This is a genomic window from Calothrix sp. CCY 0018 (assembly GCF_963920925.1).
Classification (GTDB): Bacteria; Cyanobacteriota; Cyanobacteriia; order Cyanobacteriales; family Nostocaceae; genus Rivularia.
The window spans coordinates 15,697-39,543 of sequence record NZ_CAWUDI010000068.1; the positions used below are offsets into that span (position 1 = coordinate 15,697).

General features: G+C 34.9%; 18 protein-coding genes. 16 read left to right on the forward strand and 2 right to left on the reverse strand.

The genetic code is table 11. The annotated features are described in order from the left end of the window. Positions 1-99 precede the first annotated feature (99 nt). The 16 genes from ACM03V_RS31730 to ACM03V_RS31805 all read left to right on the forward strand — a co-directional run bounded on the left by ACM03V_RS31730 (position 100) and on the right by ACM03V_RS31805 (position 22,029). Complete coding sequence (locus ACM03V_RS31730) at positions 100-3,570, forward strand: hypothetical protein (protein ID WP_414624795.1); 3,471 nt, start codon at positions 100-102, stop codon at positions 3,568-3,570. A 115-nt stretch (positions 3,571-3,685) separates the two neighbouring features. Beyond that, the gene (locus ACM03V_RS31735) at positions 3,686-4,633 is read left to right on the forward strand and encodes a hypothetical protein (RefSeq protein WP_414624796.1); all 948 of its coding nucleotides are present in this window, start codon (positions 3,686-3,688) and stop codon (positions 4,631-4,633) included. Positions 4,634-4,671: 38 nt separating this feature from the next. Next, entirely contained in the window at positions 4,672-5,025 is a 354-nt protein-coding gene (locus tag ACM03V_RS31740) for a DUF4280 domain-containing protein (RefSeq protein ID WP_414624797.1), read from the forward strand. A 302-nt stretch (positions 5,026-5,327) separates the two neighbouring features. Then, entirely contained in the window at positions 5,328-8,138 is a 2,811-nt protein-coding gene (locus ACM03V_RS31745; protein WP_414624798.1) for a ubiquitin-like protein, read from the forward strand. 1,003 nt (positions 8,139-9,141) lie between these two features. After that, positions 9,142-9,387 (forward strand): CD225/dispanin family protein, encoded by a 246-nt coding sequence (locus tag ACM03V_RS31750; RefSeq protein WP_414624799.1) that lies wholly within the window; start codon positions 9,142-9,144, stop codon positions 9,385-9,387. Positions 9,388-9,440: 53 nt separating this feature from the next. Further along, a complete protein-coding gene (locus ACM03V_RS31755) occupies positions 9,441-9,878 on the forward strand; it encodes a DUF2752 domain-containing protein (RefSeq protein ID WP_414624800.1) in 438 nt (145 codons plus the stop codon). A gap of 173 nt (positions 9,879-10,051) precedes the next feature. Beyond that, positions 10,052-11,830 carry an Hsp70 family protein gene (locus ACM03V_RS31760; protein ID WP_414624801.1) on the forward strand — a complete coding sequence of 593 codons (1,779 nt, stop codon included), beginning with the start codon at positions 10,052-10,054 and terminating at the stop codon, positions 11,828-11,830. A gap of 97 nt (positions 11,831-11,927) precedes the next feature. After that, positions 11,928-12,842, forward strand: coding sequence for a hypothetical protein (locus ACM03V_RS31765; protein WP_414624802.1), 915 nt, complete (start codon positions 11,928-11,930; stop codon positions 12,840-12,842). A gap of 46 nt (positions 12,843-12,888) precedes the next feature. Next, on the forward strand, positions 12,889-13,449 hold the full coding sequence (locus tag ACM03V_RS31770; protein ID WP_414624803.1) for a hypothetical protein: 561 nt from the start codon (positions 12,889-12,891) through the stop codon (positions 13,447-13,449). Positions 13,450-13,681: 232 nt separating this feature from the next. Further along, positions 13,682-14,134: a hypothetical protein gene (locus ACM03V_RS31775; protein WP_414624804.1), complete on the forward strand. Its 453-nt coding sequence runs from the start codon at positions 13,682-13,684 to the stop codon at positions 14,132-14,134. A 166-nt stretch (positions 14,135-14,300) separates the two neighbouring features. Continuing rightward, positions 14,301-14,744 carry a hypothetical protein gene (locus ACM03V_RS31780; RefSeq protein ID WP_414624805.1) on the forward strand — a complete coding sequence of 148 codons (444 nt, stop codon included), beginning with the start codon at positions 14,301-14,303 and terminating at the stop codon, positions 14,742-14,744. A 353-nt stretch (positions 14,745-15,097) separates the two neighbouring features. Then, positions 15,098-15,724 (forward strand): hypothetical protein, encoded by a 627-nt coding sequence (locus tag ACM03V_RS31785; protein ID WP_414624806.1) that lies wholly within the window; start codon positions 15,098-15,100, stop codon positions 15,722-15,724. A 410-nt stretch (positions 15,725-16,134) separates the two neighbouring features. Then, positions 16,135-18,045, forward strand: coding sequence for a dynamin family protein (locus ACM03V_RS31790; RefSeq protein ID WP_414624807.1), 1,911 nt, complete (start codon positions 16,135-16,137; stop codon positions 18,043-18,045). A 107-nt stretch (positions 18,046-18,152) separates the two neighbouring features. Then, positions 18,153-19,289: a DUF3352 domain-containing protein gene (locus tag ACM03V_RS31795; RefSeq protein ID WP_414624808.1), complete on the forward strand. Its 1,137-nt coding sequence runs from the start codon at positions 18,153-18,155 to the stop codon at positions 19,287-19,289. A gap of 256 nt (positions 19,290-19,545) precedes the next feature. Beyond that, complete coding sequence (locus ACM03V_RS31800; protein ID WP_414624809.1) at positions 19,546-21,117, forward strand: dynamin family protein; 1,572 nt, start codon at positions 19,546-19,548, stop codon at positions 21,115-21,117. Between the two features lie 48 nt (positions 21,118-21,165). Continuing rightward, positions 21,166-22,029 carry a hypothetical protein gene (locus tag ACM03V_RS31805; RefSeq protein ID WP_414624810.1) on the forward strand — a complete coding sequence of 288 codons (864 nt, stop codon included), beginning with the start codon at positions 21,166-21,168 and terminating at the stop codon, positions 22,027-22,029. 1,299 nt (positions 22,030-23,328) lie between these two features. Here ACM03V_RS31805 and ACM03V_RS31810 read toward each other — a convergent pair. Together ACM03V_RS31810 and ACM03V_RS31815 are read right to left on the reverse strand one after the other, a co-directional pair. After that, positions 23,329-23,589, reverse strand: a complete 261-nt coding sequence (locus ACM03V_RS31810; protein ID WP_414624811.1) for a hypothetical protein — start codon at positions 23,587-23,589, stop codon at positions 23,329-23,331. After that, positions 23,534-23,758: a MerR family transcriptional regulator gene (locus tag ACM03V_RS31815; RefSeq protein WP_414624812.1), complete on the reverse strand. Its 225-nt coding sequence runs from the start codon at positions 23,756-23,758 to the stop codon at positions 23,534-23,536. The genes ACM03V_RS31810 and ACM03V_RS31815 overlap by 56 nt, the downstream gene beginning before the upstream one ends. Between the last annotated feature and the right edge of the window lie 89 nt (positions 23,759-23,847).

A 23,847-nucleotide genomic window follows, 5' to 3' on the forward strand; every position in this document is an offset into this window, starting at 1 on the left:
AAATACAGCAATCTTCTACCGGGAAGAAACTAGCCCTTTCAAGTCTGTTATCAGTTGAATATTTTCTAATTATACAAGTCAAAACAAAAGAAACCAATCATGTTAAACAATCAGCAGTTAGAACTATTAAAGAAGTCCAATAAGACTTTAGCAATTGTAGGAAACTTTCGTAGTGAAGACGAGCAAATTCGTTATGTATTTAAAAATAGTGGAGAAAAAGATGGCAAGATAAAAGTAGCAGACCTATTTGCCAAGCTGAAGCCAGAATTACGCTCTTATAGTAAAGGCATTTTGAAAATTGGCGATACAATATTTAATCAATATGAACTGTTTACACCTTTGGATGTAACAGATAAAAGTAATTCACAATCAATCATGTTTGATAGTCCCTTGCTTGATGGTACTATCTATTCTGGAGAAGAAGCAGGAGTGATACAAGAACAAGGAAAACAAGTAGTTAAGCAACTTTTAGAAAGCCTTAATACTGTTGCCTATTTCTCACACAGTCATTTTACCAAAAGCTTAATGAAGATAGCTAAACACTATCTATTTGAAGAAGCTAACGAAAATTTAGTTCATAAAATTGCAGATGATTCTCAATGGTATAAAACAATTAATTCCGACCGTGCTTTCTGTTCTCAAATAGTACAATACTTAACCGCTCACGAACAAGATGAGGCAGATTTAGAAACAGCTATTAGATTATCTTTGAAAAGCTTTAAAAATAGCTCCAATCAAAAAATATATTCTGACGAGCAAATAGATAAGTTAGTCGAAGCCTTGATTAGATGCAAAAAGATAATGCTGGATGGAATGGAAGAAGATGGAACTTGGAAAAAGATTGCTCAAACAAGTTCATTTAGCTGGTTAAAAAATTATCCTAGCGATCCAGATTATGGATTGTCGCACTCACAAGTTGGGAAAAAAGTTGGTGATAAAAGCTTTTTGGCTTACTACAATGTTTTTATGGAATCCTCCGATAAAATTCATCGACTAGTAAGAACCCAAGCCATTCATTCAAGTATATTTTGCTGGTTAGCAGGTAAATATCGTAAATGGGATTTAGAAAATCGAACTGAAGCTGCGGAAAAAATGTTCGAGATTGGAATACAAAATCAAGGTGATGAAAGAATTCGTGGGGAAAGCAGAGAAGCACGTCGTCGTAACGAAGAATTAATTAAACAGGTAGCAGTTGAAGAGACAATTGAGCAAGAAATTTACCAGAGAGCCAATAAAGTCGAGCAAGGAGAAAAGGAAACTTATAAAATTTTTGCTCAAAAAGCTGAGGATAATATTTTTAATGCATTGTTACCAGATCGTGCGGTATCCCGTAAAGCTTTACGTTTGAGAGCTAAAAACTTGTTCAAGGAATTAAATCAAAGAGCGGGAGGAAAAGCAGGACAAATCCTTAAAGAAAATGATGAGTTTAACCAGCTATTTGTTAAATATTACAGGACTATCTTAAATACCAATGATAATGCGACCATAGAAGAGTATACAGAGAAATTGGTCAAAGAATCTATTAGGGATAAAACACTAGAAAACTTTGCTCATTTCGATATGCGAGAATTTATTAATATTGTCATCAATAAGGTCAAAGAACAAGCAGAAGAAGGAGAAGATAAAAACTTAAAAATGAAGGTTAAAGAAACCTTTATTATTGAATATGCTCGAAAGAGTAAAAATCGTTTTGCTGAAGAATATCTCAAGAACTTAGACCAAATAAATGAAGAAGAACAAAAATCAGTAGACCTTTACGATTTGCGGAGCATACAAGATGTAGTTTCTCAAGAACAAACAGCAGGAGGAGCAGTTTATGTAATGACTGATTTATCAACGCCTGATTTTGATAATATTGACGAAGATATCAAAATCATTCGTAAACAGAAAACTAAAGAACAAGCTCAAAATGCCGTTCAAAAGAACTTGACTCTTTCTGTCACAGCACCAAAACCCACAGCATTCCAATCCGTAGAAGCAGGTACATTAACAGATGTTACTGATAGTAAAGGAACAAAAATTGGTAGTATTACAATCCAAAAAGATAACATTGAATTGAAAGCTGAAGATATCAAAGCAAGCGAATATTTTGATAGTGACGAAGCGCAAATAGATGTAGATGGCAAGATATACAAACTTCAAGAATTAAATATTCCTGAAATAGTTGATTTGTCTAAAGGAGATGAAATCGAAAAAGCAAACAAGATTGCTGAAGAAGCTGAAAGTAGTTACGACCAACTTTCAAAATCAATAGATAGAATCCTAAAAAAATATGGCAATGAAGATTATGAAGAACCAGACTTCAATCGCGCTTTTCGTTCTTTGCTACTGTGCGAATATATCCAAGCCGCACCAACAGGAACCACACAATTAGGTCGTGAAGACCTCAGTAATATTTTGGGTCTAATGGTTGATATTGTCGAGCAACTGGGAGAAGTAGATGACAGTAAAATATTGGATACAGTACTTACCGAACAACCAGAATTAGAAAGATTACTACAAAAAATAAATCTGAGTAAGTATTATCCAGTAGAAGATGGGCCAGAAGGAAAAAGACAAATGTCATTGATTCTTCAATATCAATACGAGTTGTGTAAAAACCTCGATGATAATGTCAAAAAATATCTTCAAGAATTGACAGAAATCAAAAACTTTTTTGAAATGATGCAACGAACAGACTTAGAAATTGTATTAATCAATAGCACCATTAGGGAATACACGGAGATAGATAATGTTGATTATGACACGTTTTCTTTCAACGTTGATTCCCCTGCACTGGTTTATTTAACTTCCCAGTCTCAAGCCAGCGTTGATAGTTTGACAGTAATGGCAGAAACTATGGCTGAATTAATCAATGATTATGATGGTGCAAATAATTTGCAAATACCTATCTTAGTAAGTTCAGAAGAATTACCAGTTGATAAAATTCCTTTACCAGTAATTTGTCCGAGCAATATTAAGTTAGTCAACTTAACATCTGACAAAAATGAACACCAGCGAAATGACCAGTTAAATATTACTGTGGATTGGAAAGAAAAACAAAACAGTTATCTATTACTCAGTGCAGCGACGATGCTATTAGATTCATCGATTGCTATGGGTTCTATTACAGACTTCAAACCATCAGTAAGCATCAAAATGCGAAAGCAATTTGATATAAAACTTAAGAAACATTTGCAAACTGTAGATTTATTGCGCCAGTTTTGGTTAAGCACAAAATATAACCTTGTGGACACGTTGATATTTACTAAATGGCTCAATTTATTAATATTAGCTAAACGGCAAAAAAATTCTATCAACATAAAAGAACAATTTGGTCAAATACTTGATGAAGAACTTTGGAAATATAGAGAAAAACCAGAAATTTGTAATGCCGCTTTTGCAACATTTAAAGATTTAGCTACCCTTCCAATGAAAGTAGAATTCAATGGGCAATTTTCATCTCCAAGTTCTTTAGGAGGAGGAAACTTTGGAATAAAAGAAAAATATGGTACTGCTTTTGAAAAAGAAGAAAGATACGTATTTGAAACATCCTGGAAAGATTCCTTCATCAAAATCTTAAACGGATAATTTTTATTAGTATCTTTCCGAATTACTAAATTCAAAATCATTAAAGAACTTAATTCCACATCTAAGAAAGGAATTAAGTTCATCAAAATCAAAGTATAATACAAGGAGAAACAAGATGCCTTACAAATTAGTTCAAACAGGCCCCGACAGTGTAGAAGTTACAAACAATCTAGAGAGCTTTTGGTTTTTTTACAACTTTAATGTAGATGAAGCAACTAAAAAAGTTGAGATAAAAAGAGGTTTTTTTGCAGCTTATATCTGCCAAAAATCTGGTACACCTTTTATCAAAAGCTTGTATGAAAATACAAATCAGAAAAAGGAAGATTTATACAGAAAGTTAGATATTTCTAATGTCGCTGGCCAAACAATTAGTATCAATCATGCTAGATTAGTTAATAGTAGATTTGGTCAATTTAGTAATGAAGTATCTCAACTACATCTTTTTGACTTTTCTGATGAAAATGAACATAAAATAGAGTGGTTAGATACTAAAGGATGGTCTCCAAAATTTACAAATCCTACCAAAAATGATGATGGAAAGTATTTCCTTAAGCAAACATTATCTCTTGGACAAGTAGCAGACCGTTACATATATTGGCTAGCAACACAAGCTAATACAAATGGTACCGAAAGATTTAGTTTGGCATTACCATTTATAAATACTCCACTAATTGGAGCTATTTTGGCGCTACACCAGCTAGAGTTAACTAAAATTCAGATTTCAGTAGATGAAAAATCTTGGACATATCCAAGCGAACAAGAATTACCCGGAGCAATTAATGGTTTTATGATGATAGCTGAAGGAGCTTTTAAATCTATTGCTTTAAGCGGGGAAATGGATAGCTTAATTAACGAAGTTACCTCTGATAAACCAGCTAAAGACCTTATGGTTTACCTCTCTAAAAAAGTTCATGGTTATCCTACACCTATCAAAAGAACTATCAAGACTGCTCCACGTACAGATAGTGATTCTGTTGTGCCATCCGACCCAGAATTACCTATCGAAGTTCTTTATATGGAACAACTTAATAGTACCAATCCTGTGGATCTGATTGTCAAATGATAGCTGAAGGTTTTGCAAACATTCAAGAACTTTAAATAATGCCTAAACAAGTAGTAATGGGGGCTGTACTAATATGTTCCTTCGGAAAAACACCTAGTTCCTTAATAGTTATCCCAAAAGGAACTCCAACTATTATAGGGGGGAAACCAGCAGCAACAATCATGGATTATGCTCCTATTGTAAATATTCCTACTTTCGGTATATGTACATCCCCTACAAATCCAACAAAGCCTACTTGCGTTCCAGTGATTCCCTCACCTTGGATACCAGGGTCGCCACTATTCTCAATTCATAACGCTCCTGCCTTAAATGATACTTGCAAATGTATGTGTAGTTGGGGTGGTGTTATCCAAATTATGCAATCCGGACAAACTATCGCATCGGAACAGTAAAGCTTTTAGGACTTACGCAAAAGTAACGTAACTGTGTCATTACGAGCGATAGCGAAGTAATCTCCCGAAACGCGCTCGTTTGCTTCCCTACACTATCTCCCTCCGGGAGACGCTACGCTAAAGTTCCGGTCGCAATGACAAGTCTTCGTTGCGTAAGTCCTGGCTTTATGTATTGTATAACTTTTCACTTATTGCACATTTAATTTGTATTGTTTTAGCAGTTAGGATGCCCGCAATGCAAAATAAATTTTTGCTTTTTTGTGGGTTCATCCTTCTCAAGCTCTATAAAATGAATATAAATCATGAATAAACCAATCGTCAAAGTCAAGGAAAAAATATATTCTGTTGTTCATATATCTGTAGTCTTAAAACTTAACTCCGGTTCTCTAATTTATTTAAGATTATCAGAGAAATTAGACGGTTCAGAATATAAGTTTTCTAATGAAGAAACTTTTAAAAAAGAATTTGTTCAAGATATTTATCAAGAAGAAGAATGTGAATTTATATGGGCAGAAAAAACTATCAGCTTTATATTAGTCGGATATAATAGTTTAGATTCAAAAACCTTTGAATTAGTAGGCTTGGTAGTCAAAAATGATTTAACAAAATGGTGGAATCAAAATAATTTTCAAGATAAAACACAAGACTATTTAATCTATCAAATTACCAAAGGTAAAAATTGCTGGCCATTTTTTAATAAAGTTTTGGGCGATAAATTTGAGCAACCCAATCAAGATTGTGTTGAAAGTCTCAAATTATTATTTCCAGATAATGCTTGTATTTGCAGATATCGAAATGCAACTAATTTTCACTTTTTAAATAAATCCATTGCCTTTGCTAGCAGGTATTTACCTCAATTACAAGGTTGGTGTGCTTTTGATTCGGATAAACCGCTGCGCTTGATTCTTTTCGAGGAAAGAAAAAAAAATCAAACAATTCCGAAACTAGATAAAACATGGAATCCATGCTATAGATTTCTGCCTAGTCGTTATAGTTGGAACCGCTGGTTAGATAGTTCTTATACTTTATCTCGCGAACTTAGTATCAATTATGGTCAGGAAATAACTTTGATAGAACAATTAGTTACTGATGGTTCTAACGGAGAAGATGAGAAGAAAGGTCATAATTATCAAGACCAGAACCCCACTAGACTATTATTTGCTCCTGGCACCATAAATGTAGGTGATAAAAATATATTTTGTCACACAATAACTTATGAATTTCCGTTACCGGAATTCGGCGATAACAAAAATACTCAATCGGTCACAACTAAAATAGAGGTTCATTATCCTGAGCGTCAGATTGGAGACAATGAAATTATTTCCCTACGATTGTCTGGAAATTTTCAAAAATGGAATCAAGAACAGGATGGAGAAACTCAAGTTAAAATAACACCGGGAAAAAATAATAATTGGGCAATGATTGATGAAAATACCCAATGTCTAAAAACAGGAAATAATGCAGTTTTATATAGTCACATATTATCTCCCACTTATTCTAATAAAGAATACAGTGGTATTTATATAAAACATAAAAGATGTGACGAGATGATTGTAGATATAAATCCCTGTACTATTCCTTTAGTAGTAGGTTCCGTACAAAAATATCGCAAGCAACTCGAACAAGCAGATGTGACTTTATCCGGAAAAAAACTAGCAATTTCTGTTTCGTCACATTATCAAAGATTAGATAAATCTGAAGCTATTGTTTTGGATAATTCAGAAATTAAACTTAATCATGATAAGAAAATATTTGGTCAAGCCCAGCGACAAGTTGATTTCTTATCGCAAAGTGTAGAGATAGGCTCATCACAGGTAAATATTAATTCCGCACAAACAAAAATTAATTCTTTGGTTAATGTTTCTTTTCCTTCTCCCAAGTTTCCGACACCTAATGTTCCTAGTCCTCCCGGAGTTGCTGGATTAACTTCTGGTAAAGTCGGTGGAGCAAGTAATACCTCCGAAGGTAGTGGTGGATCTGATAAAGAACCAGTCACTAAAAGAAATAATGAAGCACCTCCCAAACAAGTTTTTATGAAAGGTCTTGACGGCAAAACAAAACCATTGCAGATCGCTCCAACTACAAAGATAGGCGATTTAAAAGAAAAGCTGGGTCTACCTGCTTCTACTGATACCTATTTCACCCACGGCGGTAAAGCACTTAAAGATGAATTGACAGTAGCTGACTACCCAGATATACAGAAAGATAGCACGCTCGAAATTCGCGGACGCTTACGGGGCGGGGGAAATCTTAAAAGTAAAACGATTAATCCTAATTCTCCTATATTCAGCCTAATGAATCACAAAAAAATTCAACCAATGGTTAGAAAAGAGAAGAAGGAAGAATATGAAAATCTTATACATCAATTACCAAATAGTGTAGATAATTTGGATGATTTAGAAAAATTTTCAGATGTAGCTAATAAAATTTTTAAAACCTTTGATTTCAACTCGGGCGAACGCTTCGGTATGGAGAATGGAAAACCCACGGACAAAATAGGGTCTTGGGCTAATGAAATGCAGCAAGAAATATATAAACAAAGGGATTCAATGGAAAACCAACAGCCAGGTGAATTAGAAAAGAGGTATGGTTTAGAGAATCAATTTAAAAAGAAATTTCCTGGCAAAGATATTCCACCAGAACTACAAAGTATAGATATAGACCCAAAAATGTTGAAATTTACCCCTACCGGAGGTAGTAATGAGAATGACTGTGGCAAATTTGCAAACAAATTATTTAATGAGAGGAAAAACCAAATCATTAAAGATTCAAATCAAGGTGAAGATATTTTAAACAGAAAAGATGTTCAAGAAACTAACAAGATAAAAATTAGCTACAAAGATGATGATAACTTACCATGTCCCCATCACTATAAAACATCATTAGCTGGTAGTGAAAAAAAGCCTCCTATATATACTTTAGAAGCACATGCAGGTAAACCTTTCTTATTGGGTCCCGAACTTCATAAATATGATTCAATAGATGATCTTGAAGAAAAGCAGAATCCGCAAGTAGAAAAAGTAGAACCGACGACTATGAAGGGAAGTAATGATATTACTTCTGCTGCTGAAAGTAGTTCTAGAGTTGCTGGTACTACAAGTAATCATAGTTGACGGTATAAAAAAAATGCTTTAGCTCGCATAGCAAAATTGAAAAAAAATGGGCTATTACAGGACTTACGCAAAAATAACGTAACTGCGTCAGTCATTACGAGCGACAGCGACGTAATTCCAGCATTTCGCGGGATTACATCCCTGCACTATGTCCTCCGGGAGACGCTGCGAAGACTGTTCCGCTCGCAATGACTATTTTGCTTTGCGTAAGTTCTATATAAGTACGAATTTAAAAATGATCTTGAGGGAAGAAGTTTTATTTGAGATGGGAAAATTAACCTACGATGGGCGTGAATGCTAGAAGAAAGAGTTATATTTCTGCTCAAACCTCCTGAATTATTGATTACGAGAGAAGCTCGTTAAAGTTTTGTTTCTATTCCGCTTCCAAATTACTGCCCCGTTTAAGCGGACATTTTTTAATTTCTAAGTATAGGTTCCCGTCTCCCGACATGAAGATACCTGAAGTGCGGCATATCGTCGCGTCGTCGGTTGTCCCCATTGCAATTCTAGCCCCTCAAACCTTCAACATTATTTTAATTCGAGTACTATTCTCGAATCTCGAATTAAATCAAAGGTAAATCAGCATAGAACAAAAAATAAGTCGAATATCTCGGGGCTTAACTCATATGACAAGGGACTTTAATAGAAATATCGAGTTCAGGAAACACCAATATGCAACGAAATACAGAAACGAATGAATAAAAAAAGTTTGTATCTACAAATTTATCAGAAGTACTTCCACCGGATATAAAAAATGAAGCACGCGAATAGGCAAAATAGGTATTGTTAAACGAAAGCGAAAAAAAGGAGTTGCAAGACTGATTGTTGCCCTTTTCCCTGAAAAATGATCGGGAATTCCTAAATTCTTCTCTCAAACATCTTTTAAAACTACTTTGAAAACTGTGATACAAGCTTAACTTGTCACGAATGGGATAATTCCTATTGCACGTTGATATAATACTATAACTTCATATGTATAAGTAATTTAGGAGCAACAAAAAAGATGTCTAATTCAGGTTTACCGAAGGTACCAAACCACCTTACTTTATCAATACTAGCTATATTTTTGTGTATGCCCACAGCAATTATGGCAATAATTAATTCCGCACGAGTGAATAGAAAATTGCTAGAAAATAATTACCAAGAAGCAGTTCTAGCATCTGAGAGATGTAAAAAGTGGCTTCGGTGGAGTTTGATATTAGCCTTTATACAATGGCCGATTACTTCTATGATTCTTAGCAGTGGCTAGTTTTATTGTCATCTCATCGATTATTTTCACAAAAATATATAAAGGTTGTAATTATGCAAAGTTCTTTCCTTATTTCATCTACTCCCCTGGTTTCAAATAAGCGTTTAGGTTGGGTAATAATTACTACAGTCATTACTGCTGGTTCAATCGTTCTCTATAGCTTTAATCCGGCAACTACTAATGTATTTCCATCTAGCCCCTTCCGAGAATTAACAGGACTTTTTTGTGCCGGTTGTGGAAGTTTACGAGGTTTGCATCAGTTATTACGAGGTAATTTAGGGGCTGCATTCGGCTTTAATCCGTTGATGGTTTTATTACTACCATTTATGTTCTACTCCTATATTTCCTACACAGTGGAAGTATTTACCGGGCGATCGCTCTATAAACCATTTATTCATCCTAAATTAATTTGGTGTTTGTTATATGTCATCATTGCCTATTGGATTTTAAGAAATATTCCTGTTGAACCTTTTTCTTGGTTAGCACCATAAACTTGCTAGTAGTTAATGACACAAGTAGACAGGATATAAATCTTACGTAAACAGAGTACGTCCGAGTCTGATATGCTTCCGGCTCCCTAGTTATTCACAATTCGGAATGCTCGCTATAAATGAGTGTTTAAAATTACTCAAACTTGAAAGTAGAAACTGGTATAGGAAAAGATATGCGATTAGGTATAGATTTTGGAACTTGTTTTTCTAGTGCTGCTTTAATAGCCGATGGAAACTTAGTGCGGGTTAAAGACCCAATTAAACATGGTTATTCATTCCCTTCTAGCGTCTATGCTGAACCTGATAATAATTTTCTTGTCGGTTATGGTGCTGAGTTCAAACGCAATATAGAACCCCAACGCTATTGTAGCGAATTCAAACGCAACTTGGGTTCAGATACTCCTTATCAGCTTGGAGAACGCCAATTAATGCCCGAACAGCTTGTAGCTGAAATTCTTGCTAAGCTCAGAACTGAAGCGGACAAAATCATTAATTATGGTTACGAAACTTTGAAAAATGCTGTAATTACTGTTCCTGCCACTTACCAAAATTTTACAAAAAGCTTAATGCAGCGAGCAGCAGAAAATGCTGGGTTTGAAGATGTTCAATTGCTTCCAGAACCTGTGGCAGCTGCTATTTACTCCGCTAAAAAATATGATATCAAAGATGGCGAAATTATTTTAGTTTATGACTTGGGTGGTGGAACATTTGATTCTACTTTGATCCAGAAATTGGGAGCTACCGCTTATAAGTTACTTGGGATACCAGTCGGCGATTCTCATTGTGGTGGGATTGACTTTGACCGTGAGATTTACATTGATTTCAATAAAAATTGCAGTGAATCCTTTAGAGAACTATTAAAACCTCAACAGCTTACTAAACAAGCTTATATCGCACGTTCGAGTGTTGCAGAAATTTGTCGTGATATCAAACATCAGTTAAGCGAAAACAATCAGGCAGAAACCCAAGTGATTCTCACAGGTCAAATCGAGCATTACAAGCTGAGTCGAAAAACTTTTAATGGTTTGATTGCACCTTACATAAATAAAACAATTCAGCTTTGCGATAAATTAGTTGTTACAAATGCTAATCTAAGCTGGGAAAAAGTAGACCGGATTTTAATGGTAGGGGGAAGTTGCCATATTCCTTATATTCAGCAGGTTTTAAAACAAAAATTCCAGCGACCAATATATATAATAGATGAGCCAGATTTGGCAGTTTGCTTGGGAGCAGCAATTCACGCAAAAAAACTAGATGATGAACAAACAAAGTATAAGAATAAAACTCAAAATAAATCACAAGTAACTCCGCAGCCAACTAAATATTTTGATAATATAGAAGAGAAAAATCTAAAATTAGAAAGAAATGAACAGGTAAATAAACCACCAAAAAATCAGCAGTCAACTAATTCTTCTAATAATACAAAAGAACAAGCAGAAGCTTTTTATCAAGAAGGACTAAGAAGTATTAAATTAGGAAACTATCAGGCAGCAGCTAATAGTCTTTGGCATACAATATTACTAAATGATACTAAAACCGATGCATATTTATATCGAGGTTTTGCTACTTTTTGCTTGGGAGATGCATTGGAAGCAATTAGGCATTGCGAGCGAGTAATTAAGATTAATCCAAATGTTTCTGACACATATGTTTGTCGCGGTTTAGCTTATATTGCAGAATCCAAATATGACCAAGCTTTGAAGGATTTCAACCAAGCAATAACCATAGATGACAATAAAGGAGGGTATCTTGGTCGATGTGTAACTTATACTTTTTTAAATCAGCACAAATCCGCTATTTCCGATTACAAGCACCTACAAAATGTTGCCCATACTTTTGATACCAATGGTTACAATAGAGCTATCGTGAAAACTTTTAAAGGAGACAGAACAACTATACTAGAGTATTTAAAAAAAGCTAGTCAGGCGTATTTAATTGAGCTTAAGTCTTAATTTTTACTTTTTAGTTAATCTTAATAAGATTACGTCTATAAATGTTCAGTATCTAGCAGCATACATTATCTTGGATAAAATAAAAGTGGAACTTATCATGGAAAACGAAATTTTTGCAGAAGAATTAAATAGCTTTGAGTCAAGTTACGAAGCCGATTTAAATAACGATGGCATTAATGAAAGTATCTTTGCAGAATTAGATACAGATAGCGATAGTGATATTGACTTAATAAATTTTGCTGAAGATAAAGATAACGACGGTGAAATTGATAAACAAGTCAGCACTCTTGATAACGAAGACGATGGTGAATTTGACTTCTTTAATTACACAAAAGATATAGATAATGACAGTGAAATTGATAGACAAATCACTGCTATTGATGAAGATAGCGACGGGGAATTTGATTACGAATATGACAACTCTGATATCATTGGCGACCCTGATGATTATACGGAGCATTGGCATATGCAACAGAATCTAGATACTTGTGCAGTTGTTGCTCAAGAATTTATATTGGATGACATAGGAGAAGATTACGGTATAGACTTTAGCGAAGAAGAGCTAATGGAAGAAGCTATTGAAAATGGTTGGTATACTTCTGGTGGTGGAACTGCTTTAGATGATGTGGGTAAATTATTAGAAGCTAATGGTGTTGAAATCGAAATAAATGAAGGATGTACCTTAGAAGATTTAGAAAATAAACTCGAAGATGGTCAGAAAATTATAGTCGGAATAGATTCTGACGAAATTTGGTATTCTGAAAGTGATTTTGATGACTCTATGTATGAGGCTTTAGGTATGCCAGGTCAAGCCGCGAATCATGCCGTGCAGGTAATCGGTATTGATAACAGTGACCCAGAGAACCCAGTAGTAATTCTTAATGACCCAGGTACACCTGATGGTAAAGGTTTGAGGGTTCCAGCAGATGAATTTGTTGACGCTTGGGAAGATAGTGACCACTATATGATGTCTACCACTGGAAACGTAGATGTTTCACTTCTAAAATCCTAAACCATATTAAGTAATTGAAGAGAAGTAATAAATTTGAGGTCATATCATGGCATTACTGCGTACTAAAAAAGAATCAAAAAGCACGGTAAATACAGAGGAATTAACTAGGAAAATCCGTAAAACTCCAATGTTTCGCAAACATATTCCTATGGAAGCAGGAATAGGTTGGCCAATCCCTTTGCAAAAAGAAGGTAAACTTTATGTAATCTTGCCTTGCTTCGGTTTTCATAATACCAATGAAAAAGGTAAAACAGCTTTGTTTCCTCCTTTTGCAACGATTACCATTGATTGGTCTAAACAAGAACCAGTTGCATATCATAATTTGCGTAAAAACAGTCCTGCTACAGAACTAACTTGGGATGAACAAACTGGATTTTTCCCACATGAAGCCGTAGCAAAAATGACAATCGGTGAATACAAACAGAAACGTAGTGAATTGCTAGCTATGTATGATGAAATGTTTCAAATTTTAGAAGCCAGCGGTGAATTCTCATCTGAGTGGGTAGCGCGTTTTAGTTCTTTGTTACGTACTTTAATGGAACCACAATTAGAAGTATATTATCGCGTGTTGGCTCCCACATTTTTTGAGCGTTTCTTAGTAGATTAATAAATAATTCTTCAGTATTGAACATCTGAAAAAATAATCTGAACAAGGAAACAGCGGAAAATCAATGGGAACAGAAGAATTTTTTAAATATATTTTTGAGCTACAAATATATTTATCAACTACATTGAAAACCCAAGTTTTATCTTTTTAAAACTAAGCTCATCAAGCTAAAATCCCAATTTATAGCATATAGAGAAACGATTGGAGGTTAATAAGTACTATGGAAGATGAAATGTTTACCCAAGAATCAAACGATTTTGATTATGAGGAAAATGTAATTGCGGGATTAGATATAAATTTTGACGGTGAAGACGATATACAATTAGTTTCTTCTGATATAGATATGGATGGTGAAATTGACACATTTAGTTTTACTTTTGATGGTAATGCAGATGGTGTCACTGATGCCCAAGCAATAGCAAATATCTTAGATAACGACGGGGACGGTAAATTTGATATAGCTAATTTACTATTCGATGGTGATGCAGACGGTGAAATTGATACACAAGCATCTGCAACTGCTTCTGATAGCAATGGGAACGGTAAATTTGATATAAATTTACTATTTGATGGCGATGCAGACGGTGAAGCTGATATAGAAGCAACCCTAAATATTCTTGATAGTAATATGGCTAGTAAATTTGACATATTTGATTTTACATACATAAATCCTGAAAATGTATAATGTAGAACTTTAATTACTCGTAGGGATAGTGAATTCGATCGCGATGATAACTATTCTTATCCCAGATTTGTAATTACTGGGGTGTAGTAAGAGGGGCAGAGGAGAGAGTGATTAATTAAGCAAAATATTGATTACTTAGCAAAAAAAATAAAAGCGAGGAATTATCATGGAAAATGAAATTTATACTGTTGACGCATACGATTGCGATGCTGAATTTAACGAATATGAAGATGAGCAAGAATTCAAACCTGATACCGATTTAGATGGTGATGGCATTGATGAAAGTATCACTTACGAATTGGACTTAGATCAAGACGGAAAAATTGAGTCAATTTTTATTACTTCTGACACTGATGGCGATGGTGAAAATGATTCGGAATTAATTGCTTCTGATACTGATGGGAACCAAAAACCTGACGAAATTCTTTTTCAATCTGACACTGACGGCGATGGTGTATTTGATACACGAACATTAGCGATTGGTTTGGATACTGATGGAGACGATGTAATTGATACAGCAGAAATATCATATGATACTGATGGAGATGGCATTTTCGATTTATCAGAAGTTGTAGCAGTGAATTCTGACGATCGAGCTTCTCTTGTATAAGATAAAACCAAGCCAAAATTGCTAGTTAAAGTTAGGCAGTAAAAAGCAGCAAACAAACTAAATAATGTAAAGAATGAAAAAAGTACTATTTCGCTTTATAAATGGGGCAAGAAGCCCCTAAATCACAATCCCCAAACTGAACCTTCAATATGTGCAGTTTCTGAATTTTGTTGATAATGTTGGTGTTTTGTCTTACAAATCTTTCAAAGCGTTGTATGAAAATTAGCTGAATGTGAAAGAGATTAATCTTTAATTTCAACCTCATAACTAATCTTTACACCATCATAATCATCAATACTCAACTCCTAATTTCAATTATTTTGCAAACAATACACTCATAGCGAGAAATTATCATGGACAATCAAATGTTTACCGAAGATTTAAGCGATTTAGAATTTAATCCTGATACCGATCTAGATGGAGATGGCATTAATGAAAGTATCATTCAAGAGATAGATTGCGATGGTGACGGTGAAGCTGACGCAATTTCTTTTATATCTGACTCAGATGGTGACGAGCAATTTGATTCACAAATGATTGCTATGGATCTTGATGGCAACCAAGAACCTGAAACAATACTTTTAATGTCTGACACCAATGGAAATGGTGTAGTTGATACAGAAGTCACCATTTACGATAATGATGGAGACAGCATATTTGATACAGCCTATTTTCTTGCTGATACGGATGAAGACGGCAATATAGATTCACAAGGTATCGCTTACGATACTGATAAAGACGGCATACCTGATACAATGGATGTGAGTTATGACACTGATGGTGACGGTTCCTTCGATGCATCAGAAGTCATTGCGTTAGATACCGATAATGAAGCTATTCCTGTAGAGAATGAAACCATTCCTGTAGAAAATGAAGCTATTCCTGTAGAGAATGAAACTATTCCTGTAGAAAATGAAGTAGCTTCTAATAATGATAGCAAGGCAGAAAACAATTTCACCGAATTCCTTAGTGTAAATTAGTTTGCCAATAATATTTTCAGGACTTATGTAAGTGTCACAATCAGTGGTTAGTGCGTGACACCCCGTAAAATTAATGTAGTGGGCTACTAGTAGTTGATTGCATAAATTCTGAATGGTTCGTTTTCGACCTAACGTCGGGAGACGTAGCAGTGCTACGTCTCTACACCCCATCAAAATTATTGTGGTGAAGTACTAATGGTTTGTCCCATTAAATATGATAGCTTTTCTCATACACTCACCGAAAGTTGAAAACCTCCGCTCTTTTAGGCAAAGTCCGCTTCTATAGGACTAAAAACTAGCAGCAACCACACGGCGATAATGCAGTAAGAATATATACACCGCCAAACCACTTCCACTAAAAGTAAAGTATGCCTGTTGCGTAAATCCTACTAATAATTAGGTAAATAACTATGACTACATATGAAGAACAGAAGCATAAAGTATCAAGTTTAATTAAATATATCATAAAATTAGCTAATTCTCTAAAAAGAACAGAAATTGCTAATGCACTTGAAGAAGCTCAAAAGCATTTAGATAAAGAACAGTTATCTATTATTGCTTGTGGTGAGTTCAAACAAGGGAAATCTACTTTTTTAAACGCAATATTAAACGAAACCGATATTTTTCCTGTAGATATAGATATAGCAACTAATGTTGTATCGACTATTTCCTATAGTGAAGAAGAAAAAATCACGGTAATTCGCGGAGAAATTGGTAAAGGAGAAGCCAAACAAATTTCCAGAGCAGAAATTCCTAATTATGTTACCGAGCAGGGAAATCAGGAGAATTTTCAAAAAACTCAGATGGTAACTATAGAATCTCCTAACCCACAATTAAAGAAAGGTTTAATATTCATTGATACTCCTGGAGTTTCCAGTTTAAGTACTGAGCATACTGCTCTGACTTATACTTTTATTCCCAACGCTGATGCAGTATTATTTATCAGTGATGCTTTTGCTCCTTTATCGCAAAAAGAATTAGATTTTATCACTGAAAAGATATATCCCCACTGTAAAAATATAATTTTTGTTTTGACAAAGATTGATGCAGTAAATAATTATGAAAAGATAATAGAAAGCAACCGAGAAAAACTTGTTCAACGACTCTATATTCCTAGCGATAAAATTAGAATTGTGCCTGTATCTAGCAAAAATAAGTTAGATTATCTCAATTCTCATGACGAAGAAGATTTGCAAGATAGTAATTTTGAAGCTTTGGAAGGCGAAATTTGGCAACTTATTACCCAACAACGCGGTAAGATTCTGCTAGCGAAAGCTGTGGCTGAAATTGCTAAAGCTTTATCTAATTTACAAATGCCTTTAAAAGCAGAATTATCAACTCACTCAGAAAAAAATAAACAGAAAACACAACCGCAAACAGAAAAGTTAAAAGCTCAGTTCACAGAAACTCAACAACGATATCAGAATCTACTAGAAAATAATGCTGATTGGGTACAAAAACTAGGCTATGGTTTAGAAGATATAAGAGATAGAGTAAACGACCAATTTCAAAATACTTTTATAGATATCAATTCAAAGACAGATGCATATCTTAAAGATGACAGATTGCTAGAAACCCCAAAAGAAATTGCGACTCTATTGGAGGAGGATCTTGATATGCTGATGCTTACCTTGCACGTCCAACTCAATCAAATGGCAGCAAAATTACATGGCGAAATAGAACATAATACGGCTATTAACCTTAATCCCTTTGAAGTTGAACCTTTAGATTATCACAAAGCTCAATTGGATCGGGAAACGGTTGAGGTAAAAAAAGCAGGAGTGTCCGATAAAGCTCTGGCTATTGGGCGAGGTCTCGCATATGGTGGTGCTCCAGGGACTACGATAGGTGGTGTGATAGGAGCGGTGGTAGGGTTTGCAGTTACATTGCCTTTGGGTGGAGTTGGTGTACCTGTTGGTTTTGCTACTGGAGGGACACTTCTAGGAATCGCTGCTATGGTTAAAACTACAAAACAGAATTTATCTCAACTCAATCAGAAAGACAAAGCTGTTCTTAAAGCTGAGGTTGCTCCTATTATCAAGCACTTTTTGTCAGAAAGCCGTCTCTCTTGCAATGAAGCTTTGAAAAATTCTGTTAAAGAATTAGGACGGTTTATGAAAGATGAATTACGTAAACAAATTAAGCAGGAAAAGAAAAAGTGTGAGGAAGTCTTAAAATCGATAAAAGCAGCTGAAAGTTTACCAAGCGATAAAGTAGACGAGCGAATACAAGGGCTTAAGAAAATATTAAAGCGCATCAACGAATTGCGACAAGAAGCAGATGAACTTGCTAAATCGACTTTACAGGAAAGCAACAGTTAGATTTATTTTTTAGAGGCTTAACATAATATGCTCCCGCCTTAATATACAAATCTCTAACCTTTAACATACAGACCTTTGACCTTTCTAATAACAAGGAGAATATCATAATGTTTACACTCAAGAAAATTGTAGTTACTACTCTTGGTTCTGCTCTACTCATCGGTGGGGGTGTCGGTATTTACTCCTACCTTAACGGTGGGCTACCCCAGTTACCCCGAATCACTTCCGATGCTAAAGCAAACGCTCAACTGTCTCAAGATAATGCGATCGCCAGCGCTAAATTAGTTCCTGCCAATACGTTTATAACGACTTATATTGATACAGATTCACAAGAATTTACTAGTGATGAATCACAAAAATTTGTAAAAGCGGGGCTGAAAAATTTGAATCAAAATTTTTCTGAGAACGACAAGATTACTTACGATAAAGATTTAAAACCTTGGGTTGATGATGTGACGATAGCCCTATCACCTCCAAAAGATCAACCCGAATCATTGCAAGAAGCAAATATATTAATGGTAGTAGGAATTAAAGATAAATCACCAGTGGAGAATTTGCTCAAAAAACTAGAAGAACAGGAAAGAGTTACAGTTAATAGCATTGATTATCAAAACCAGACAATCAAAGAAATCAAAGGAAAAGGAAGTCCTGAGTATATCACTCTAATAAACGAAAAATACCTGTTATTTTCTAGTTCAGAAAGCGCAATAGAGCAAGCCATTGACACATCTAATAAAGGAGAAGCTGCTTCATTTTTAAGTAAAATTGGTACTGTAGAAACTATAGAAAACAAGATCCAATTAGAGGATACCCGAGTAAAAGTTTTCATTCCTGACTATCAAAGATTAGTAGATAACTTTATCGCTATACACAAAAAATATCCAGAAAAGTTAAGAGTATCACCTGAAAGCTTAGAAACATTAAACAATTTCAAGCAAGTAAAGTCAGTTATTGCCAGTATTGGAGTTAATGATAATGGATTGATAGTCAAAGCAAACGCCAATCTAGATCCAAAACAAGTAAAATCTGAATCCGAAAAAACAACTGGTAAAGAATTTTCTCAATTCCCAGGATTTACCATTGGTTTAATTTCTGTACAAGGAAAAAGTAAATGGTGGCAAGCTTTAAACAAAAATATTCCCGAACTTAATTCAATGGTGAATCAAGCAAACCAAGAATTAACTTCAGCAAATAAGGATTTGTCCTTTTCAATTGAGCCTCTATTGGCAGAAGCAAATCAGTAGCTATTATTTCAACTATTTAGGGAATGGGCAGTAGGAGAAAAATTACCGTCATATTTGGGAGAAAGCTAGAAAACCCAAGATAACTTACGCAATTCTCACAAGACTCTAGTTGGTGCCGTACACTCATTGCCTTATTATTACCTTATGAATCAGTCAGCGTACAACCACCCTACAAGTAAAATATGCTAGTTGCTTAAATCCTACTTGATTTTGTATTCGACGCAAACAGCAGAAGGTAATTAAGGAAAATAGGCTTATGAATGAGTTTTCTTTAGAGAAAAAAGTAAACCAGTTATTTATATCGGCTTTCAAGTTGACTCAAAACGAACCATCGCTAAAAAATTTCTACCATTTATTACAACAGTGTTATCACCGTTTGCAACAGCCTATGCGGGTAGCAATAGTTGGTAAAATTAAGGCTGGTAAATCTACTATGATGAATGCCTTATTAGGTGAAGCTTTAGTCGCTACTGGTTCAGTGGAAGCAACCTTCAATATCAATTGGTTAAAATATGACGAAAACAAAACCCTAAAAGTACATTTCAAAGACAATCGTCCTCCAGAAACCAAATCAGTTGAGGAGTTAAGCAATATAACTGTTCGTGCGGATGAAAACCGAGATTACTTGTTAAGCGTAAAATACATTGAAGTGTTTTATCCAAACAAAATCCTACAAAGTTTCAATCTCATTGATACTCCTGGCTTACAGTCACATTACAAAGATGACTCTCAAAATACTGTTGATTTCTTGCAATTACATGGTGATAATTTAACAGAAATTACGCAAAAAGAAGCTCAAGGTGCGGATGCACTATTGTATCTATTCAGTCATAGCCTAGCTATGGACGATAGCGAAATCGTTAAAATGTTTCAAGGACCAGTAGTTGGTCAAGCAACACCCATAAATGCTATTGGAGTACTAACCAAAGTAGAAACATACTGGACAGATCCTAATGTTTCTGAACCTATGGAAGCAGGAAAAAAAGTATGTCAGCGTTTGTCGGCACATCCTAAAGTAAGAGATTTATTTTATACTGTTTACCCGACTTGTGGGCTTTTAGCTTTAGGGGCACAAACCTTAACTGATAACGAATGGGAAATCCTCAAAAAACTTGCCGAATTGCCTCAAAAACGCATGGAAAGCTTGATAGGAAATGTCAAACGCTTTTGCAATCGCGAGTATGAAGATGTACCTATACCACCTACTGAGCGACAGCAAGTATTAAATCAATTAGGACAATATGGAGTTTGGCTTGCTTATAATTTAATTGGCTCTGGAGTAAATCAGAAATCACAGCTAATTGAAGAATTATTGCAGAGCAGCGGTGTACCGGAATTGCGAAAACTAATTACTTCCCACTTTGGTCATCGAGCTTATTTAATCAAACTTGGAACTGTATTGCAGCAAATTGGTACAGCTTATTTTCGCGAAGTGCAAAATTTTGAAGGTAAAGCATTAGAGATTATTCAAAAAATCGGTGGTAAATTTGAGGAATTACAAACTCAAGAACATGGCTTTTCCGAGTTACAAGTATTACTAAATCATTATGAAAATAGATTAAATTTTGACGATAACGAAGTACAACAACTTTTGTATGTGACAGGAGAATATGGCATTTCTTGTGCACAAAGATTGGGATTAAAAGAATCTACTTGTATCGAAGAAATGATACCTGTTGCACGTGAAAGGATGAATTATTGGCGACAAAAAGCAATAGATTATTTTAGTAACGATAGTATTTCCATCGCAGCAGCTAGTGTATTAGCTCGTTCTTACGAGCGCATATTTTATCGAGTACAAAAGGCAAAGGAATATCTCTACTTTTAAGATTATTTTAACCCAAATTCGTACAGTCAATTTTCACATACTAACCCTATGGATATATTGCAAATTTTAAAAGAGCCACGGGGATGGATAGAAAATCAATTGGTTTCTATCGGTGAATTCTTAAGACAATTATTACCAAGCAAAGATTTAAATATAGACCTAAGAACATTTCTTTTTTCTACGTCAATCTTGATGATTGCTTTAGGTCTTATTATCTTTTTACACAAGCCACTCAAAAGAATTATTAAACAAATGACAGAATACAAAAAAGCAGCATATTTTGCTTTAAAAATAGAAAAAAGGATACGCCATTTAAATGGCATATCAGCACCAAATAACAAATCTTCTATAGACTTAGACTTAGTTAGTAGCTTGAAGTCTTCTACTTTATTCTTAGACCGTTTTATAGAAGTTATGGAACATCGAAATAAGTTCCATTCAGTAAATGAAATAGAAAATTCAAAAATCATACAGCAAGAAAATGTTTATTTTGAAGAGAAAGAAGACGTAGAAACTTTTTCAGAAAATTTTGAAGAGAAAGAAGACGTGGAAACTTCTTCAGAAATAATAGTCACTTCAGAAGAGCCAAAACTATCAGAAACAGCAAAAGAATTGATTAAGCTGCGAGATTCAGTACTGCTTGTAAACACTGGTGATAAAACACCGAATTCTGAAATATTGGAAGTTCTTTATCAGCGCTTAGGTAAAGTCTTAGAAAAAGAGGGAGTTGATACTCTTGATAAGGCAGGTAAATTTAATATAGAACAACAGGAAGTGGTATCAACAAAAGAAACAGATGACCCGGAACTGAATGAAGTTGTCAGCGAGACTATAAGACCAGGATATTTATTTGCTGGAAATCTATTCAGGTCTCAAGAAGTAATTATTTACAGTTTCAAGGAATCACGTTAAATAATACAAATGTTATTTACTAAAACCAGGGTTGAAATAACCAGAAGTCATATATGGGTAATTCAAATGATTAATAAAAAATTTTATTTGAATTTAGCTAATGTTGTTAATTTGGCAGTAGCATTTTGTTTAATGATTTGCGAATTTGAATCTTAATTTCAAAATAAGCGCAAACAAATAATGGTTTATTCCCAATTTGAGTTACAAAACTGTAGTCAGTTGACTTTCGCCTTTGATTGTAGTCTTAATTGGGGGTAAGGGTAACAGTATTGTCAAATTGGAGAGGAATAAACATCTGGCGATACATCTAAAGCAACATTTAGTTAGTCTAGCACCTCTCCAAGTCCTAAATTAGAATCAGTTAGGATATCTTAGCTAAGTACCATCTTTCTGCCATAGCTAGAAATAACCGTAAACTGTTGCTTGCTTGATAATCTCCTGGCAATCCTCGGCATATATATCTAGGAACATTGAGCCGATATTCTCAAACAGCTTTCTCATCCGAGAATTCCTAAATACCGCGATTATTTTTCTATTTAGGAGCAACATTATTAGTACATTTTTATTGAATATTATAAAAAAACCACTTTTATTGGCAGCGACTCTGAGGTTTATACTCGCGCTCACGAATTTTACGTTCCTATTAAATCTAACAACACATCCCTATGCTGTTATAGCTTTGGATAATCCTTGGGAATGTTTCCCTAGTATCGAAAGTATTGAAAATAATATTAGTAGCTACTGGGAAAATAAATATGATAATGGTAGTTTTAAACCAACCAATATCAATCAATAATATTGTTTAGTCCAAATTTAGTCCAAACACCGAAGTATGAATTTTACAAGCCTTTTGCAGCAAGGGTTTGAGGGAGCGGGCAATCGGTCTGCAAAACCTCCATCCCCCGGTTCAAATCCGGGTGTCGCCTTTAAGGAAATATAAGTATTACAGGGCTTGAAAGCCCTTTTTTAATGCGCCTGCGAGGACTGAGTTTTCAGGCTTCCATCTAATTTTAGGTCACTTTCGGGAACTTCAGAGCAACAATTGGGGTAAAATTGGGGTAGAAAATGTAAGGTAGAGGTGTTTACCCCAAAAGAGTTTATTGGGGTAAAACTGGGGTAAAGTTATTCCATTTCCGGTGGAAGATTGCCGTTTTGGATTGAGGGAGTGAGGGAGGGAGGGAGCGAGAGAAACGGGAGTAACCTAAAAAAATTTTCAAGTTGACCTGGTAAAGTAAGTAATTATTAACGATGCGGTTTGTTTGAGTCTTTTATCTAAATGTCAACATCTTTTTATAAAAATTAACTGATTTTAGCAGCTAATTTCTGGTAAATTTCATCTAAATAAACGGGAATTACTGGTTTACCTTTTTCTAAAATGGCGATCGCCCGACTCAAGTTAAATTCAGATAGCTGTAATTTACCTAGCTTTTTATCCCAAGCCAACATAAAACGTCGAGGAACTTCTTCAGATGCAGGTAGAATCAATTCCTTATCTTTAAGATGTTTAACGGTTGCAGCAGCAACCTCGAAATTTACACCTGCTCCCAAGCAATAAACCATTCTTCGCTAATTCCATTACCTCTGAACGAGCATAGTAAACACTGCGTCCCGTTCCAGTACTGGTAATCGTAGGTACAATTACTTCTTTCTCGCGCCAATATTGTAATTGCCTCAGAGTGCAACCTGCTATTTGTGCCGCTTGTTTGCTAGTAAAAAACACATTTTGCATAATTCTAATTATTGCACAAGCGGATTATTGTACGTATAGAACCCATTTGACATCTTTTGGTATCTTGAAGTACATTTAATCCAAAAGCT

Bases quoted from the DNA above. Each gene is read 5' to 3' on its own strand.
- ACM03V_RS31810 (WP_414624811.1), bottom strand. From the start codon at position 23,589: ATGGTTTATTGCTTGGGAGCAGGTGTAAATTTCGAGGTTGCTGCTGCA.
- ACM03V_RS31780 (WP_414624805.1), top strand. From the start codon at position 14,301: ATGGAAAATGAAATTTATACTGTTGACGCATACGATTGCGATGCTGAA.
- ACM03V_RS31750 (WP_414624799.1), top strand. From the start codon at position 9,142: ATGTCTAATTCAGGTTTACCGAAGGTACCAAACCACCTTACTTTATCA.
- ACM03V_RS31775 (WP_414624804.1), top strand. From the start codon at position 13,682: ATGTTTACCCAAGAATCAAACGATTTTGATTATGAGGAAAATGTAATT.
- ACM03V_RS31730 (WP_414624795.1), top strand. From the start codon at position 100: ATGTTAAACAATCAGCAGTTAGAACTATTAAAGAAGTCCAATAAGACT.
- ACM03V_RS31735 (WP_414624796.1), top strand. From the start codon at position 3,686: ATGCCTTACAAATTAGTTCAAACAGGCCCCGACAGTGTAGAAGTTACA.
- ACM03V_RS31740 (WP_414624797.1), top strand. From the start codon at position 4,672: ATGCCTAAACAAGTAGTAATGGGGGCTGTACTAATATGTTCCTTCGGA.
- ACM03V_RS31760 (WP_414624801.1), top strand. From the start codon at position 10,052: ATGCGATTAGGTATAGATTTTGGAACTTGTTTTTCTAGTGCTGCTTTA.
- ACM03V_RS31755 (WP_414624800.1), top strand. From the start codon at position 9,441: ATGCAAAGTTCTTTCCTTATTTCATCTACTCCCCTGGTTTCAAATAAG.
- ACM03V_RS31765 (WP_414624802.1), top strand. From the start codon at position 11,928: ATGGAAAACGAAATTTTTGCAGAAGAATTAAATAGCTTTGAGTCAAGT.
- ACM03V_RS31795 (WP_414624808.1), top strand. From the start codon at position 18,153: ATGTTTACACTCAAGAAAATTGTAGTTACTACTCTTGGTTCTGCTCTA.
- ACM03V_RS31770 (WP_414624803.1), top strand. From the start codon at position 12,889: ATGGCATTACTGCGTACTAAAAAAGAATCAAAAAGCACGGTAAATACA.
- ACM03V_RS31790 (WP_414624807.1), top strand. From the start codon at position 16,135: ATGACTACATATGAAGAACAGAAGCATAAAGTATCAAGTTTAATTAAA.
- ACM03V_RS31745 (WP_414624798.1), top strand. From the start codon at position 5,328: ATGAATAAACCAATCGTCAAAGTCAAGGAAAAAATATATTCTGTTGTT.
- ACM03V_RS31815 (WP_414624812.1), bottom strand. From the start codon at position 23,758: ATGCAAAATGTGTTTTTTACTAGCAAACAAGCGGCACAAATAGCAGGT.
- ACM03V_RS31805 (WP_414624810.1), top strand. From the start codon at position 21,166: ATGGATATATTGCAAATTTTAAAAGAGCCACGGGGATGGATAGAAAAT.
- ACM03V_RS31785 (WP_414624806.1), top strand. From the start codon at position 15,098: ATGGACAATCAAATGTTTACCGAAGATTTAAGCGATTTAGAATTTAAT.
- ACM03V_RS31800 (WP_414624809.1), top strand. From the start codon at position 19,546: ATGAATGAGTTTTCTTTAGAGAAAAAAGTAAACCAGTTATTTATATCG.